This window comes from Pseudobutyrivibrio sp. YE44, assembly GCF_900104335.1.
In the GTDB taxonomy this organism is placed as follows: domain Bacteria; phylum Bacillota; class Clostridia; order Lachnospirales; family Lachnospiraceae; genus Pseudobutyrivibrio.
In genome coordinates, this window is record NZ_FMXT01000009.1 from 1 (window position 1) to 17,888 (window position 17,888).

Here is a 17,888-nt window from a genome sequence, read left to right on the forward strand (position 1 = left end):
TCTGGTTCTGTCAAAGTATAGGAATTTGTATTTTCTAAATGCTACACTGCGCTTTCTTTATGGTAGGTGTCTTTTAAATTCATTGCACCTTGGGCGCTACAGTATGTATTGCACAGACACACACTATTTTTAGTAATGCTCCACATCAGAGTATATAACTATCAGTTGCTGGAATTTGTAGTGCGCTTAGTAAAATAAAAAGCAGGTTTTGAATGAATAGGCAGCAGCCGCTAGGACGACGGCTGCAGTGGTCACTTGAGACACGATGTTGAATGTGCCACGGTGACTATACATACAAAACCTGCTTTTTTAATTTTACTTAGCAAGCGGAGTATGGAAGCAACTGATAGTTATATACTCTGAGGGGGGGAGCAGTAGTTATACTTACAAGTGTCTGGGCTATACATACAGTAGCTTCAAAGTGCAACACCAATTAAAAGTCACCTACTAAAAGCTCGTTTGTAGCATTAAGAAAATGCATAATTCCTATCCATATTATGACAGTACCAGAGGGAGGACAGCGCGGCGGTGGGCTGGGACCAAGGGCAGGGGCGCCAGTGGATTTAAATTTTTTCATGGTATCAGAGCGGCAGCAAGAAGGAATCTGTGTAAAAATGTGCATTTTTATTGACAGTGGCTAGTGGACGTGGTATTGTTTCTCTAGTTAAACTTAATAACACGCTAGGGGCGCATTTTTGCTGAGAGGTGATTTCACCGACCCTTATCACTTGAACTGGATAATACCAGCGTAAGGAAGCTTTTTTTGATGATCTCCTAGCACACGTATGAAGGGAGATTTTTTTTATTATGATTAATCATGTTTCTTCAAATGAAAAAGGAAAAGTTAGTTTTACCGCTAAGCAGTTAGCTTTTTGCGCAGTTGCTATGGCTCTTGCATTTGTTCTATCCAACATTAAGGTGTTTAAATTCCCTACTGGCGGTTCCATCACTGCATTTTCAATGCTTGTGGCTTGTCTTCCAGGATTCTTCTTCGGTCCACTTGTAGGCATCGTAACCGGCGTTGCCTACGGACTTTTAAACCTTATTGTTGATCCATACATTTTGTTCCCTGCACAGGTTATCGTTGATTATATCCTGGCCTTCGGTGCTCTTGGCCTTTCAGGATTCTTTTCTAATCAAAAATTCGGACTTGTAAAGGGATATGTCGTTGCTGTCCTCGGTCGATATGTTTTCGCAGTTCTCTCTGGATGGATTTTCTTCGGCGAATATGCATGGGATGGATGGAATCCACTTGCCTACTCCCTGGTATATAACGCAATTTACATCTTCGCAGAAGCAGGTGTAACACTTGTGGTTCTATTCCTTCCACCAGTACGTACCATGATGAAAAAACTCAAGGACATGGCAACAAACTAGAATATTACACCTCATCAGTCACCTACGGTGACAGCTTCTCCTCGAGGAGAAGCCTAAAAAGGCTGTAGCGAACGCTACAGCCTCTATTTTTATCTAATTATCGCTTAATTTTTCCACTGCTAGTTTTTTCGAGTGGCTCAAAAACTAAGTTCTTTTTGTAGATTCTCTTGTATATTGGGAGCTTTGTATTGAGATCCATAATGAATTCAACAACTGTATCTGCCTGCTCCTCGTCAGTATATACTGTGGTAGCAATTCTGTCATTCTCTGCATATACCTTACATTCATATACAAGGTTGCATTTATAAAGCTCATTCTCAAGCTCTTCTGGGCTGACATTTTCGCCACCAGATAGAATAATGAGATTCTTCTTTCGGCCTGTGATGTAAACATATCCTTCCTCATCAACATAGCCTAAATCGCCTGTGTGTAAGAAGCCATCGATAAGGGCCTTTTGGGTCTCCTCTTCGTTCTTGTAATATTCCTTCATTACACTAGGACTCTTTACACAAATTTCATCCTCTATGATTTTTACTTCAACATTGTTGTCTGGTCTGCCGACAGACTTTACATGATTAATACAATCAAAGTTGAAGGTGATATTTCCACAGGATTCAGTCATGCCATAATACTGGCCATACTGAATGCCATTTTCCATAAACATCTCTACAACAGAAACATCAATTGGTGCTCCGGCTGTAACAACAAGCTTAGCATGACCAAGACGGTCAATGTGACCACGGAGAATTGATTTCTTCCAAAGGTTTAATGTGGCTGGTGTAACAGCCGCAGAGTCTATAGTCTCATTTTCCAAATCCATAAGCACATTACCAGGATTCAAGCTAAGATAGGTGGTACACTTCTTTTCAAAGTGTGTAACCCAACTCATAAATCCGCCGATGTGATAGAATGGGAAATTGGTATAAATTCTAAGACCCTCCTCCTTTTCAAAAGGAACATTGTCATCAAACAAAGTCTTAGGATAAGCAAACATATTTCCAGCTGTGAGTACCACACCTTTTGGTCTTCCTGTGGTGCCAGAGGTATAAACTAGGAATGCTGGCTCATCTTTTTCATCATCTGTAAAATCCTTAAGGTCAATTGTTTTTTCTGAGGCTTTAAGAACTTCAGACTTATTAAGAAGAGTCGCCTTCAAATTACATTCTGATAATAAATCATTATCTACAATCAAATACTCAATATCAGAGTTTTCAACCTCGTACTGAATATTATCAATACTCTCATGAATATTTAAAGGAACCACAATGGCTCTGCTAAATACAATTGCAGCAAGCATTAGGGTATATTCATAAGAAGAATCACAATACAAACCTATGCGTTTGCCCTTTAAGTCTCCAACAATCTGCTGTAGATTGTAAGCGCACTGACATACCTTTTCATAATACTCCTGAAAAGAAACATCATAGGTTTCCTCCCCATTTAGAATTCGATAAGCAGGAAAGCTTCCCCACTTTTGAATACCTTCTAAAAATAAAACCATTAATTATGTCACCTCTATGTATTTCTTGGGTTAAATTTATATTTTTGCTGGCCAAATATAGCATCGCCAGAAATATTCTATGCAATAAGTTCTACCATATCAGCCACTGTTTCAACTGATAGCAATTCTTTTTCGCTTAACTTTACAGAAAACTCCTTCTCGATTTTTGACACAATGGACATAATCTCGAGAGATGATAAATCTAAATCATCCATGAAAGAGCTATCTACGTTAATCTCATCAACAGGAATGTCAGCCACATCCTCAATAATTAACTGGATTTTTTCAAGCTTTGCTTCCATACACTATTCCTCCTTTCAATAACATCTTCGCCCTTTTCACCCTCTTGTTTATTAGAAAAATACTTCTTAACCCCGACATAGCCGTAGGCAAGAGTAAAATCTACGATTATTCTTAGGGCAATCATCGCAAGAATTCTTGGTCCTGATGATCCTACCCATTTTTCAAAGAAATCTATCTGTACATATTTACCAATTGCAGTATATTCAATGGAATGAGCACATAAAACATATAAAGAATTTCTTCCCACATTTCTCAGCCCACTAGAAATCTTTCCTGTATATCTATTGAGATGTAAGAACCAATAGATTACAGCTGTAGCTGATGCTGCTGTGACAAATATTGCAATTGGTCCATAAGAATAAGTGCTGTGAGCCAAGTAGAACTCTCCACCTAATCCCTTAAAAATCAAATTGACTATAACTGCCCCCAAAGATAGTCCAACAATCTTTTTAGTTTCAGTTAAAGATACAAAGAATTTTTCCTTCTTTGCCATATAACCTATACAAATATACAAAGTCGAAACAAGACCTTGTGAAATTGTAAAAGGAAGTCCTGGTCCAAGAGATAACGCCCAACCAATGCAAGAAATAACCAAAGATGCAACAAAAAGATTCTTGCCCTTAAAATGCTTTAAGAGTTCATTAAAAATAAGACAAGCAAGTACAAGTGCCATCATAAACCAGCATGGACCACAATCATAAATCATGTGACCGGCAATGCTAGTATCTCTAGTGACACCAACTAATCCACCTAATAACACCTTTACAGCTTCTTTGACGCTGTAAACAAAGCCACCGTACACAAAATAATTCCCTAACACACGTGCCACTGCCGTCAGTACCACAGTGATAAAATACGGAATTAGAAGTGTCTTGTATAACCTTACAAAACATTTCTTAGTAGGGGCCTTTCTAAAGCCATAACCGCTGACAATCATTAAGGCCGGCATGGCCGCCTCACCAAAAAAAGTCAGGACAAACGATATTACCATGGAGATAGGATTTTGGTTCCCACCTCCTACTAAGCCATGAGTGTGACCTATAATCATGCTGAACATAACAGCACCCTTCAACAGGTCAAACATACCTAGCGTATTTTTAATTTTAAAACTACTTGTTTTCATTTATATTGCTCCCTTTATTACATGAAAACACACTAAACCACAGTGGTCTTATGTTACCATTAGCCCCAACTATAATCAATGTGAATATCACATTAATTTGTATATTTTATTACACGTTTATGAAGTAATTATTCACAAAAAGGCAGCCCCCTAAAGGGCTGCCAAATATGCTACAAATCAGCATTTTTATATACTATATACACGCTCTAATATATAAATCCGTACGTTCACGAAGATCAACAAAACTGCCATCATCAATCTTTACCAATGGACTTGATAAAGAATTATTATTAATCATTGCAATTGTACCTCTAGAGCCATCCGAAAGAAGAACTCCTGCACCAATATACGAATGAGCAATATTCTGAAGAAATACCTGCAGAACATTCTGGTCATATTTTGATTTATCCTCTCGCTGGAACTGAGCAATAACCTCAAAAGGACAAATTCCTGCACGATAGCATCTATCTGCTGTCATAGCATCGTAAACATCTGTAATTGCTACAATCTTTGAATAATCGGAAATGAAATCCTTTGTTAAACCATATGGATAACCAGTACCATCATTTCTTTCATGGTGTTGGAGGGCCGCCAGTTTGATTCTTCTGTCGATTTCTGCTTCCATCAAAAGATTGTAACCAAGAAGCGGATGCTCTGCCATTCGTCCAAACTCTTCAGCTGTAAGCTTTCCAGTTTTTGTAAGTATGTAATGAGGAACTAGAGACTTGCCAATGTCGTGATACAATCCGCACATTGTCAAAACATCAAGTTCCTTTTCATCTGTGATTCCAAGCCAGGTACCACATACTCTGGAAATAATTGCCACATTAACACTATGCTTAAAGGTGGAGGTGTCTATTTCCTGCACATTAAGCATCATAGCCATAATACCAAGTCCGGTGGAATGTTTCTCAAAGACTCCCTTGATTTCAGTTATCAACTCATCATCCTTAAGTGGAACCTTTTTATCCACAAAATCTGTAACAATCTGTTCCAATCTGTCGGAACATTTGTCATAGGCTCTTTTGAACTCGGCAAATTCAGCACTATTTGTAATTCTCCAAGACTGGGTTTCACCTATAAATTCGTCAGGAGCCTCAGGCTCAAACTTATCTACAGCCTCTTCCTCGTCTTGAATTGCCAGAGAGGTGATATTGTAATAGCTGATATGCAAAAGCTGCTGGGCCGTAATAGGCGTGCCAGCCTCTGCCAAGACTTGACCTCTAGGGCTAACAATCTTCTCAGCCAATATCATTCCCGGTTTAATTTCGCTAACATCAATCTTTTTCATACTCACCCCACGAATATCTTTCCATATGATATTCTACTTTGATAATAAAAGAAAAGCTTGTAGCTATCAAGCTCTTATATTTCTCAAGTGATGTTTTCTATGCAGAACTGAGAAATCATAAGGCTTGATAGTGTAACAAGCTTAAGTGTTTTATCTAGCACCCTTATCGTATGGAATACCTTCTGCTTTTGGTGCACGAGAATTCTGTGATGTAAAAGCAAGAACGATAAGTGAAACAATGTATGGGAACATGTTGTATACAGTTCCTGAAATAGGAAGTGCATGAAGGAACCCAATACCCATATATACATTTGAAAGTGAGCGGAATAATGCAAAGAGCACTGCTGACCAAGCAATACGCTCTGGCTTCCACTGACCAAAAATCATAACAGCAAGAGCAAGGAAACCTGCACCTGCTACACCGTAATCAAAGTGCCATGTTGAGTTAGCTGCGCAGATGTAGATGATTCCACCAAGTCCGCCAAGGAAACCTGACATTAAAACGCCAATGTATCTCATAGCGTATACGTTGATACCAACTGAATCTGCTGCCTGTGGATGCTCACCACATGAACGAATACGAAGTGCAAGCTTTGTCTTGTAGAAGAAAACAATAGCTACTACAAGAAGAACTGCTGCAACAACGATAAACCAGCTAAGCTGAAGCTTTCCAATGCTGAACATAAATGCATTGTGACCACGAACATAATCAAGCTTTGCTGAGAAATCTGTACCGCCTGAACGAGCTGTGTTGAAGCCCTTGATAATAACTGTTGCTGATGCTGTAGCAAGCATGTTAAGAGCTGTACCGATAAGTGTCTGATCAGCCTTGAAGTTGATACAAGCAACTGCAATTAAAAGTGATGAAAGCATACCAGCTACTGCTGATGCCAAAAGTGTAAGTACAATAATTGTAAATCTTGATGCATCTGCAGGAAGAAGAACCATTACCATAGCTCCTGCCATAGCACCGAATACCATGATACCCTCAAGTCCAAGATTGATGATACCGCTTCGCTCTGAGAACATACCGCCCAAAGCTACAAGGATAAGAACTGCTGAGAAAATAAGTGTGTATTGAATCAATAATAGCATTTCTTACACCTCCTTTTCTTCAGCTTTTTTTGCTGTATTGTCTGGCTCTGCATTGGCGTTAACCTTTACCTTGCCAGGTCTGTTAAGTATTGTTCTGAAGAATAATACAAATCCGCAGAGGTAGATGATGATTGAAATCATAAGATCTGCAACCTGTGGATTGTAGTAGTTTGTGTTGAGGTACTGACCACCAAGAGTGATGTACTCAACGAAAAGTCCTGCAATGATTGCTCCGATTGGATGAAGACCACCAAGGAATGCAACAGCGATTCCGTTGAAGCCCATGCCAGGAACTGAAGATGCAATCTTGAAGTGCTCAATACCTGTAAGGTAGTAGAGGCCTGCTGCGAGTCCAGCAATTGCACCAGAAATAACAAGTGTAAGAATGATGTTACGCTTTGCATTCATACCTGAATACTTAGCAGCATCCTTATTGTGACCTGTTGCCTTAAGCTCGTAACCAAAAGTAGTCTTGTTAAGAACTACAAGGATTACGATTGCAAGAATGATTGTAATTGGAATAGCAATTGTCATATACTCATTGCCACCAAATACATCCTGCATAAATCCAGGTAAAAGACCTGAAGGGTTAACATCTCTGATTTCGTATGTCTCAGACTTACTCTGATTCATACACTTTTCACCACCAAGGATGATGTTACAGATATAAAGGCCAATCCAGTTGAACATGATACCTGCAATAACCTCATTTACATTGAAGAAGGCCTTAAATAAACCTGCTAAAAAGCCCCATAAAGCACCTGCTGCAATTGCTGCAAGAACGCAAAGGAACCAATTCCATCCAAGGGCAAGTGAAGTGTAAAGGCTGGCAATAATACCAACAGTATACTGTCCAGCAACACCGATATTGAAAAGTCCTGCCTTGTAAGCAAAGAGGATAGCCTCTGCACAAAGGATTACAGGAACAGCCTTTACTAAGAAAGAGCCCATATACTTCATAAGTGTAGATGTGCTAGCAATACGATACTTGAAGAAGTTTACAAGGATTGCTGACATACCTTCTGCAGCATGCTCTGCATTCATGAAGCAAAGAATAACATAACCTAAAATAATACCTAAAATAGCGCACAGAATTGAAGCAAGTAATGTCTGCACGGCTGGTCTTTTGAAAAAGCTTGTCTTTTCCATTACTTAGCCTCCTTTCTGTCATCACGCTTAGCGCCTGACATATATAATCCCAATTCCTGAAGAGTGGTTTTCTTTGGATCAACTTCACCAACGATTTCACCCTCATACATAACAAGAATTCTATCAGAAAGGTTCATAACCTCATCTAATTCAAGGGAAACAAGAAGGATAGCCTTACCTGCATCACGCTCTTTTACGATTTCCTTATGGATGTATTCGATAGCACCAACGTCAAGACCACGTGTAGGCTGTACAGCAATGAGAAGCTCGTGGTTTCTATCCATTTCTCGAGCAACAATTGCCTTCTGCTGGTTACCACCTGACATTGAACGAACAATAGTCTTTGCACCCTGACCAGAACGAACATCAAAAGCCTCAGTAAGTCTTTCTGAATACTTTCTCATTTCATTCTTCTTGATAATGCCATGTTTATTGAAGGCTGGCTCAAAATATCTCTGAAGAATCATATTTTCTTCAAGGGTGTAATCAAGAACAAGACCATGCTTATGTCTATCCTCAGGGATATGACTCATGCCGTGTGTATTCTTGTAACGGATAGATTTCTTTGTGATGTCTTCGCCACAAAGAGTAATCTTTCCACTTGCAATATCATCAAGACCTGTAAGAGCGCCAACAAACTCTGTCTGTCCGTTTCCATCGATACCAGCGATACAAACGATTTCGCCTGCACGTACGTTGAAGGATACGTTATGAACAGAATCATTTGAATGAAGCTTGCTCTTTACACATACGTTCTCTACCTTAAGAACCTCGTCCTTAGGCTGAGCTTCTGTCTTATCAACTGCAAACTTAACATTACGGCCTACCATCATTGAAGAAAGCTCTTCCTTTGTGGTGTTTGCAACGTCTACAGTGCCGATATACTTACCTTTTCTAAGGATAGAGCATCTGTCAGCAACTTCCATAATCTCGTTAAGCTTATGTGTAATGAAAAGAATTGACTTACCTTCTGCAGCCAAATCCTTCATGATTTTCATAAGCTCATCGATTTCCTGTGGTGTAAGCACAGCTGTAGGCTCATCAAAAATAAGGATATCATTGTCTCTATAAAGCATCTTTAAGATTTCAACACGCTGCTGCATACCAACAGTAATGTCTTCAATCTTTGCATCTGGATCAACCTTAAGATTGTACTTGTTTGACAAATCAAGTACCTTCTTGCGGGCCTCGGCCTTTGTTAAGAAGCCAAACTTGCTAGGTTCTGAACCAAGAATAATATTATCAAGCACTGAGAAAATGTCTACCAACATAAAGTGCTGATGTACCATACCAATACCAAGGTCGGTAGCGTCGTTAGGATTGTTAATCTTAACTTCCTTGCCGTCCTTTTTGATAACTCCCTTTTCAGGCGTGTAGAGTCCAAATAAAACACTCATAAGTGTGGACTTACCGGCGCCATTCTCTCCAAGAAGCGCATGGATTTCGCCGCGCTTCAATTGCAACGTGATATCGTCATTTGCAATGATGCCTGGAAACTCTTTTGTTATGTGCAGCATCTCAATTACATAATCTTCCATCGCAATACACCTTTCCGTTTATTAATTATTGATATTGCATTACTCCCTTTGTAAGCCTGCAAAACCATAATCATGACCACTTTTTCTAAAAATGGGCATAATTAGAGCCTCGCACACTATTAATTATAATATTTTTAGCTATTATGCACAACATCACAATATTTTAAAAAAAGGGGAAGGATAAATCCTTCCCCCTTATTAGGTACTTACGGGATTAGTGAATATTATCAAATTCCTTTACCTTGATGCTTGTTGAAGGCATAGCCTCTGTATCGCTGCTTACCTTAACAGTACCATCGTTCATTGACTTTACAAGTTCCTTGTAGTTGTCAACTGTGAAGTTCTTCATTGTCCATGTATCCATTGGAAGCTGAACATAGTTAGCTGAAGGATCGTCACCTGATACGATACCAAGGTTCTCAATCTTTCCAGCATACTTAGACCAGTCACCTGCGAAGAGGTCTGTAAGTGTTGTGTTAACTGTTGCAGCAAGACCCTTCATAGCTGATGTTACGCAAAGGCCTTCAACGTTGTACTGGCTCTCAATTGTACCAGACTGATCAACGTCAACACCGATAACCTTACCGTCAACCTTAACAGCTGCCTCGCAAGCTGATGTGTAGATACCACCACCACAAGCGAATACAACTTCTGTGCCGTTTGAATACCATGTATCCATCTGAGCTGTGATAGCGTCATCACCGTAGAACTGACCACCATATACGTAGTTAACTTCTACATCTGACTCGATACCATCTTCAACAGCTGCTGCGTCAGCACCCTGAACGAAACCGAAACCATAACGAATAACAGCTGGAACAGCCATACCACCTAAGAAGCCAAGCTTCTTGTAGCCTTCCTTAACTGCTGCATAACCTGCCATGTAACCAGCAAGCTCTTCCTGATATGTGAAAGAACAAACATTTTCAGGAAGTGTCTCCATACCTGCATCCTTAAAATCGAACTCAGAGCAGTCAAGAGCGATAATTGTAACATCTGGATAATCTGGAGCAACCTTAGCAATCATCTTTGCAAAAAGGTAACCAGGAACAACGATTACATTGTAACCATCAGTAACAGCGTTCTCAAATGAAGCGATACGAGCATCATCTGAATCCTCTGTTGGCTTGTAATACTGGAAATCACCGTTGTTGTTTGCATCAGAGAAAGCCTTAGCAGCCTCATAAGTTGTCTGGTTGAAAGACATATCTGTAATGTCACCAGAGTCAGTAATCATAGCGATTCTGTATCCAGAGCCTTCAGCTTCTCCCCCCTCTGTTGCTGCGCCATCAGAAGATGAACCACATCCAACAAACATAGTAGCTACCATGCTAGCTACAAGAAGTACACTTAATAACTTCTTTTTCATTCTTTCATTCCTCCTATATTTCAGTTCCTTTTTAGAAACTACCTAACTCAGATTATAAAGATTTTACTCACCTGTTGCAACAACCAAGTTTTCAGGTCCAAAGCCAAGTGGCAAAAGCTCTGTCAGTGTCATTGTCTTAGGATGAACCTGGGATTCTACAAGCTTGCTCAAGTCTGTAACATCATCCACCTGGGCAAGTACAACCTTAAAGTTATCCGGATTTACGAATTCTCTAAGCACCTGACGACAAACTCCGCAAGGAGCACAAAGAGGAAGCTCTTTAAGATTATCCATTCCTCCTACAATTGCAATAGCCTCAAAGTCTTTTTTGCCCTCGCTAACTGCCTTGAACACAGCTGTACGCTCAGCGCAGTTTGTTGGAGTGTAACCTGCATTTTCAATATTGCAGCCCTTCACCACTGTGCCATCCTGACACAAAAGTGCAGCTCCAACCTTGTGATGAGAATATGGAGTGTATGCCATTTCTCTGGCTTCAAGAGCCATTTTTATTAATTCAAAATCTGTCAAATTATTCACCTACCTCTGTTGCAGACAGCTCAGTATCATCTGCTGCAAGATAAACCTTTGCCTGGCGTCCCCATTTATTGCTAGGATGCTTCTCTACTACCTTGTTGAAGCATTCCAATGCCGACTCTTTCTCGCCTGTAAGTCGGTAGCAGTCACCAAGAAGGAATAGGGCTGCTCCGTCGTTATAATCCTCGTCTACATCAACTACATTTTTGAAGTTTGTGATAGCACTTTCGTAATTCTCTTCTTTATAGAAGGAGTTGCCGTCGTCATAGTAGCCCTGGATGATTGATGGAGCAAGTTCAGCATAAAGATTGTCATATGCTTTCTTGCCCTGCTCTCCTAACACATCCTTTGTTACCAATTGGATATATTCACAAGCTGATTTTGTATCCCCTGCTGTATTAAAATTGAATGCAGCTATAAGATTGTCGTAAGATGTTGGTACATCCTGCTTGTCGTCATAAGCAGCAAGCTCGCCTTTTAACGTTTCAATCTCTTCTTTAAGATCATCGTTTTCATTTCGTGCATCCTCAAGGGATTCATCTAAGGATAATACTGTCTTTGTATTACCGTCCTTCATGTTATCCTTTACAGTAGGAAGCACTAAGAAGAAGCAAATTAGAAGTCCAACAATTATACCAAGCACAATGTTTATAAGACTGGTACGTGTGTTGTCCAGCATGCTGCGCAAAGAGCCTTCAGTCATAATGATGGTCTCGTTTCCATCATTAAAGCTAACTACGTCATCCTTCTTGCGACGTCTGCTGGTGTTTTGAGTCTTAAGCTGTTCCTTTACCTCATGTAGGTAACGGATTGTTGTTGTATTGTTGGCATCGATTTTTGCTGCTGCAGAAAGTACCTTTCTAGCATCAGCGTACTTGCCCTCTTGTATATATAAAAGACCTAAGAGCTGGTGTGCCTTAACCAAATTAGGATTTTGGCTAATTACCTTTTTCAACTGAATCATAGCTAGGTCACGGCTACCACTCTTACAGTATTCAATTGCCTGATTATATTTTTTAATAGTGGAATTTAGCTTATTTAAAAGACCAGGATCATTCTCAATCTCTGCTAAATATCTATCAGCAAAAGGATTGTCCTCCTCCTGCAAGTTCTTAGAAAGAACCCACTCATTAATAGCCCTAACAGTATCTCCCACCTGATAATAGCAAAGGCCCAAAAGATTTCGAGCTTTTGTATTGTATTTGTAATACTGGAGAGAAGACTTTAGAGCCTCAATAGCACCTGAGATATCCTTAACCCTTGCCTTTTCCAAGCCTTGATTATAGAACACATAAGATGTGTATATTATCTGTTTGTATAACAAAATATCGGCGCCGCAATTGTAACATACTCTGTTGTCACCAACATCGGCACCACACATAAAGCATTGCATGTATTATTCTCCGTGAAGCGATTTTTATTTAGCAACATTATTCTGGACATTCTGGGCAGAAATATTAACCAGCAAATCTGTTAAGTCTGTTAAATCTCTTGCCTTGATGTCATCTTCAGCCTGCTCAACTTCGATTGCTGGCTCGTATTTCTTTAACTCTTCCTCAAAATCAATCATATCATTATCCTTTACATTTTAAGTGGTAATTCTAGTAAGCTTTAGGCCTTCCACGCTCTTTGTAACCTCAACACGTTCATGGGTATCGGTAATAGCCACGTGATGGTCATCCACCGAAAGATTCGTACCGGCATATAATCTTCTGAGAACTCTTATAGAAGCATCCTTTCCCGAAAGGATTATTTCCTTCATCTTAGAAAGACGCTTAGTCTCTTCAAGAACTATAGCCTCATCTCGAATACGAACGCGCAAAAGCTGCATACGACGTGGATCCTCCTTGAAATTGATACCACGCTCAGCACCTATCCTATCAAATTCTTCGATACCTTTTTTGATTTTTAAAACATTTGAATTGATGGCTTCAATTTTCTTTGCCAGCATTTCAAACTCCGCTGTTCTCTCTAAATCAACACCTACTGAGATGTTTGTGATTGTACCGAAGGCATTGCCAATATCGTTTACCTGAATTCCCTGAACTGCAGATACTACTCCACCAATTATTGAAGCATTATTACCATTTAATTCAATTCTACCATCACAGCTAATTTTGCTCTTAAAGAAATAATCAGCTGTAATATTTCCCTCGCAGGTGATTGTGGCGTACTCAACAAACTGTGCCGTAATAGAACCACCACAGCTAATAACAGTTTTTTCGTTGCCCTTTACACCTGAAAGCAGGAATAAATCCTTTCCTGCATGGATGCTGCATTCTTCAATAAGACCGTCAATAATAACATTTCCTGCAGCATCAATAACAGCGCCATCTCTAACGCCACCGTGGATGATAACATCACCATTAAACTTGATGTTACCAGTCTCGATACCTACATCTCCCTTTAACTCATGGACTGGAGAAATATTAATCTTACCTTGGTTAACCTCAATTTTACCACTAAGCTTTGCAGTGTAGGTAAGATTATCGCGAGAACGATCGAAGCCTCGTCCAATAAGCGGAGGCAAGTCACGCACTGGCTTAGGCTCAAGAATCTGACCACGTACAGACATACCACGAGACCCTTGAACAGCAGGATGATAGATAGCTATAACATCCCCCTCCTCAACAGTCTCGATAGTTTTGATACTCATATAATCAGCCGTACCATCCGGGCGGATAGTTGGCTTTCTATTAAATTTTGTCTCAAAGGTGTACTCAAAGTATCCAGGTGTACCCTGAATCTGAGGATTACCCTCAGCCACCTTTACAGGTCGGCCATAGATAGGGCTATCTGCTAGGCGAGCCAACATTTCCTGATCAATTCCGAAAGTTACATTGGCATTATTCAAGAATCCAAGCAACTGGGCTGCAGTAAAGCTTGGAACCTCATTTTTCCCATCAGGAATCTTGAAGGTCATAGTGGCCTCCAAGCCATTTGATGATACCTGAACTTTTGGAGCTAATGCTGGTAATGGTCCTGCCATAAGTCCCCTAAATACACCCTTTCCACATCAGAATATCCAATGTCTATTTATCCAAAGACATAAAACCACATACTTTGAATATTCTAATTATAGGGCACAATTGTTAATTTGTCATAGAATTCACGAAAAATTGCGTATTTTTCATTAATTTTTCACGATTGTGGAATTAGTATTTTCCGTCGTTTGGAAGACCTTTTACAGCCTTTACAACTCGGCTTGTACCAAGACGACTTGCTCCAAGGTCAATGAACTTCTGAGCATCATCAAGAGAAGCAATTCCACCTGCTGCTTTAATAAGCTTTCCGTTTGTCATGTGGTCTGCCATAAGCTTGATATCATCGAAAGTAGCTCCGCCTGTAGAGAAACCTGTTGATGTCTTGATGTAGTCAGCGTCAGACTTTGAAACTACCTCGCACATCTTAATCTTCTCTTCATCTGTAAGAAGACAGCACTCGATGATTACCTTTAAAAGCTTGCCCTTGCAAGCAGCCTTGATTGCATTAATCTCAGCAAGAACATCATCGTAACGTCCTTCCTTAACCCAACCAACATTGATAACCATATCAACTTCCTCAGCGCCATTATCTACAGCATCTGATGCCATAAAGCACTTAGAAGCAGTTGTTGCATAACCATTTGGAAAACCGATTACTGTACAGATTGGGAGATGTCCACCCTGCTCCTTAACGTAATCTGCAGCCTGCTTTACAAAGCTTGCTGGGATGCAAACTGAAGCTGTCTCGTACTTCATACCATCATCCACGATTCCCTTAATATCATTCCATGTTGCGTCCACCCCGAGAAGAGTGTGATCACATTTGCTTAAAATATTCTTAATATCCATTTTATAATCCTCCTTTTGACACCTCATCAGTCACCTTCGGTGACAGCTTCCCCTCAAGGGGAAGCCTATTATTTCATAGACGCAAGTCTAGCCTCAACCTGAGCCATCATCTGCTCATACTTCGCGAGCTTCTCACGCTCCTCAGCAACTTTAGCTTCTGGTGCCTTGCTCATGAACTTTTCATTTGAAAGCATTCCGCGTGAACGAGCAAGCTCTTTTTCAAGTTTTTCTTTTTCCTTTGTGAGACGTTCCTTTTCCTTCTCAAAGTCTACAAGATCCTCAAGAGGAACAAAGAGTGTTGCGTCAGGAATAACAGCTGAAACTGCATCTGATCCAATACCAAGCTTGTCAGCCTGAACAATTACGTCTGTTGCACCTGCAAGTGTTGCAAAGATAGGTGTAATCTCATCGAAGATTGCTCTAACATCTGCTGACTCAGCAACAATATGGATTGCTGCCTTCTTTGATGGCGGAACATCCATATCTGTACGAAGCTGTCTCATACCACGAACAACATCCTTTGCACGTTCAACCTTTGCTTCCTCAGTTGGGAAGTTAAGCGCCTCATCAAACTCAGGCCAAGCTGAGAGCATGATTGTCTCTTCCTCGCTCTGAAGTGTGCAGAAGATTTCTTCTGTGATGAATGGCATAAATGGATGAAGCATCTTAAGGGCGTTTGTAAGTGCAAACTTAGCTGTCCAAAGTGCTGCGTTCTTGCTAGCTGTATACTCCTGAGAGTACATTCTTGGCTTTACGATTTCGATGTACCAGTCGCAGAACTCGTCCCAGATAAAATCATAAACCTTCTGAACAGCAATACCAAGTTCAAACTTGTCCATATTTTCTGTTACATCTTTAGCTAATGTGTTTACCTTAGAGATAATCCACTTATCCTCTGTAGCAAGATCAGCATCAGCAGGCTTTGTAACCTCATTGTCTGCAAGGTTCATCATAATGAAACGTGATGCGTTCCAAACCTTGTTTGCAAAGTTACGGCTGTTCTCAACACGCTCGTTGTAGAAGCGCATATCGTTACCAGGTGCATTACCTGTAATAAGTGTAAGACGAAGTGCATCTGCGCCGTAGTTATCAATAATCTCAAGTGGATCAATACCATTTCCAAGTGACTTAGACATCTTGCGTCCCTGAGAATCACGAACGAGACCATGAATAAGTACTGTGCTAAATGGTGACTTACCTGTGTGGGCATATCCTGAGAATACCATTCTGATTACCCAGAAGAAGATGATATCGTATCCTGTAACAAGCACGTTTGTAGGATAGAAGTAATCAAGCTCTTCTGTCTTCTCTGGCCAGCCAAGAGTTGAGAATGGCCAAAGCGCTGATGAGAACCATGTATCAAGTGTATCCTCATCCTGCTTCATGTGGTTGCAACCGCACTTAGGACAAACTGTTGGAGCCTCTGCTGCTGGGGCAACTACTGTCTCGCCACACTCTGGGCAATAGTATGCTGGGATTCTGTGTCCCCACCAAAGCTGACGTGAAATACACCAGTCACGGATGTTCTCCAGCCAGTGTAAATATGTCTTGTCGTAGTTCTTTGGTACGAAAGTAAGCTCGCCAGTCTTGATTGCCTCGATAGCTGGCTTAGCAAGCTCTTCCATAGCAACGAACCACTGTGGCTTAACCATTGGCTCTACAGTTGTGTTACATCTATCATGTGTACCAACATTGTGAGTATGGTCTTCAATCTTAACAAGGAGACCCATTTCATCCATCTTCTGAACGATAAGCTTACGAGCCTCATATCTGTCCATTCCCTCGAACTCGCCACCGTTTGAATTGATAGTAGCATCGTCATTAAGAACGTTGATAATAGGAAGATCATGTCTCTTTCCTACCTCGAAATCGTTAGGGTCGTGAGCAGGTGTAATCTTAACAACACCAGTACCGAATTCCATATCAACATACTCATCAGCAACAACTGGAATCTCACGATTTACGAATGGAAGCATTACAGTCTTTCCGATGATATCCTGATATCTTTCATCCTTAGGATTTACAGCAACAGCTGTATCACCAAGCATTGTTTCTGGACGAGTAGTTGCAAAAGTAACGAAGCGACCTGGCTCACCAACAATTTCATACTTCATGTGCCAGAAATGTCCTGCCTGCTCCTCATGCTCAACCTCAGCGTCAGAAATAGAAGTCTGGCAAACTGGACACCAGTTAATGATACGGTTTCCCTTGTAGATGTAGCCTTCCTTATAAAGCTTTACGAATACGTCCTCTACAGCCTTTGAGCAGCCTTCATCCATTGTGAATCTCTCGCGCTCCCAGTCAGCAGATGAACCCATCTTCTTAAGCTGGTTGATGATACGTGTGCCGTACTCATCCTTCCACTCCCAGCACTTCTCAAGGAAGCCTTCACGGCCAAGGTCATCCTTTTCGATACCCTGCTTCTTAAGATGCTCGATAACCTTTACCTCAGTAGCAATGGCTGCATGGTCTGTACCTGGCTGCCAAAGAGCTGAGTAGCCCTGCATTCTTTTATATCTAATAAGAATATCCTGCATTGTGTTATCAAGGGCATGTCCCATGTGGAGCTGTCCTGTGATATTTGGAGGTGGCATAACGATAGTAAAAGGCTTTTTGCTTCTATCAACCTCCGCATGAAAATATCCATTTTCTTCCCATTTCTTGTAGAGTCTGTCTTCCAGACCTTTTGGATCATAAGTCTTTGCTAATTCTTTCATCCTCGTATCCTTTCTAAAATGCAAGTTGTGACTCGCTTGTTACGTTCACAATCCTGAG

At 40.6% G+C, this 17,888-nt stretch carries 15 protein-coding genes and 1 riboswitch; of the genes, 1 reads left to right on the forward strand and 14 read right to left on the reverse strand.

Features of this window, described 5'->3' with window-relative positions:
* Positions 1–673 precede the first annotated feature (673 nt).
* Positions 674–772: riboswitch (TPP riboswitch) on the forward strand.
* 35 nt (positions 773–807) lie between these two features.
* On the forward strand, positions 808–1,377 hold the full coding sequence (gene thiT / locus BLR54_RS11425; RefSeq protein WP_090421191.1) for an energy-coupled thiamine transporter ThiT: 570 nt from the start codon (positions 808–810) through the stop codon (positions 1,375–1,377).
* A gap of 97 nt (positions 1,378–1,474) precedes the next feature.
* Here thiT and BLR54_RS11430 read toward each other — a convergent pair whose 3' ends face one another.
* The 14 genes from BLR54_RS11430 to BLR54_RS11490 form a co-directional block, all read right to left on the reverse strand.
* Positions 1,475–2,878, reverse strand: a complete 1,404-nt coding sequence (locus tag BLR54_RS11430; RefSeq protein WP_090421193.1) for a class I adenylate-forming enzyme family protein — start codon at positions 2,876–2,878, stop codon at positions 1,475–1,477.
* A 77-nt stretch (positions 2,879–2,955) separates the two neighbouring features.
* Complete coding sequence (locus BLR54_RS11435) at positions 2,956–3,180, reverse strand: acyl carrier protein (RefSeq protein WP_090421195.1); 225 nt, start codon at positions 3,178–3,180, stop codon at positions 2,956–2,958.
* The gene (locus BLR54_RS11440; protein WP_090421197.1) at positions 3,150–4,304 is read right to left on the reverse strand and encodes an acyltransferase family protein; all 1,155 of its coding nucleotides are present in this window, start codon (positions 4,302–4,304) and stop codon (positions 3,150–3,152) included. The genes BLR54_RS11435 and BLR54_RS11440 overlap by 31 nt, the downstream gene beginning before the upstream one ends.
* A gap of 193 nt (positions 4,305–4,497) precedes the next feature.
* Positions 4,498–5,595, reverse strand: a complete 1,098-nt coding sequence (locus tag BLR54_RS11445; protein WP_090421199.1) for a response regulator — start codon at positions 5,593–5,595, stop codon at positions 4,498–4,500.
* A gap of 150 nt (positions 5,596–5,745) precedes the next feature.
* Positions 5,746–6,690 (reverse strand): ABC transporter permease, encoded by a 945-nt coding sequence (locus BLR54_RS11450; RefSeq protein ID WP_090421201.1) that lies wholly within the window; start codon positions 6,688–6,690, stop codon positions 5,746–5,748.
* 3 nt (positions 6,691–6,693) lie between these two features.
* The gene (locus BLR54_RS11455) at positions 6,694–7,839 is read right to left on the reverse strand and encodes an ABC transporter permease (protein WP_090421205.1); all 1,146 of its coding nucleotides are present in this window, start codon (positions 7,837–7,839) and stop codon (positions 6,694–6,696) included.
* Entirely contained in the window at positions 7,839–9,377 is a 1,539-nt protein-coding gene (locus BLR54_RS11460; protein ID WP_090421207.1) for an ABC transporter ATP-binding protein, read from the reverse strand. Before BLR54_RS11460 ends, BLR54_RS11455 begins: the two co-directional genes overlap by 1 nt.
* 214 nt (positions 9,378–9,591) lie before the next feature.
* On the reverse strand, positions 9,592–10,746 hold the full coding sequence (locus BLR54_RS11465; RefSeq protein WP_090421209.1) for a BMP family lipoprotein: 1,155 nt from the start codon (positions 10,744–10,746) through the stop codon (positions 9,592–9,594).
* 63 nt (positions 10,747–10,809) lie between these two features.
* A complete protein-coding gene (locus tag BLR54_RS11470) occupies positions 10,810–11,274 on the reverse strand; it encodes a cytidine deaminase (RefSeq protein WP_090421211.1) in 465 nt (154 codons plus the stop codon).
* A gap of 1 nt (position 11,275) precedes the next feature.
* Positions 11,276–12,673, reverse strand: coding sequence for a tetratricopeptide repeat protein (locus tag BLR54_RS11475; protein WP_090421213.1), 1,398 nt, complete (start codon positions 12,671–12,673; stop codon positions 11,276–11,278).
* Positions 12,674–12,697: 24 nt separating this feature from the next.
* The gene (locus BLR54_RS15000) at positions 12,698–12,850 is read right to left on the reverse strand and encodes a hypothetical protein (RefSeq protein WP_176761936.1); all 153 of its coding nucleotides are present in this window, start codon (positions 12,848–12,850) and stop codon (positions 12,698–12,700) included.
* Positions 12,851–12,868: 18 nt separating this feature from the next.
* A complete protein-coding gene (locus BLR54_RS11480) occupies positions 12,869–14,269 on the reverse strand; it encodes a DUF342 domain-containing protein (protein WP_090421215.1) in 1,401 nt (466 codons plus the stop codon).
* Between the two features lie 166 nt (positions 14,270–14,435).
* Complete coding sequence (gene deoC, locus BLR54_RS11485; RefSeq protein ID WP_090421217.1) at positions 14,436–15,113, reverse strand: deoxyribose-phosphate aldolase; 678 nt, start codon at positions 15,111–15,113, stop codon at positions 14,436–14,438.
* Positions 15,114–15,181: 68 nt separating this feature from the next.
* Positions 15,182–17,830 (reverse strand): valine--tRNA ligase, encoded by a 2,649-nt coding sequence (locus tag BLR54_RS11490; protein WP_090421219.1) that lies wholly within the window; start codon positions 17,828–17,830, stop codon positions 15,182–15,184.
* Between the last annotated feature and the right edge of the window lie 58 nt (positions 17,831–17,888).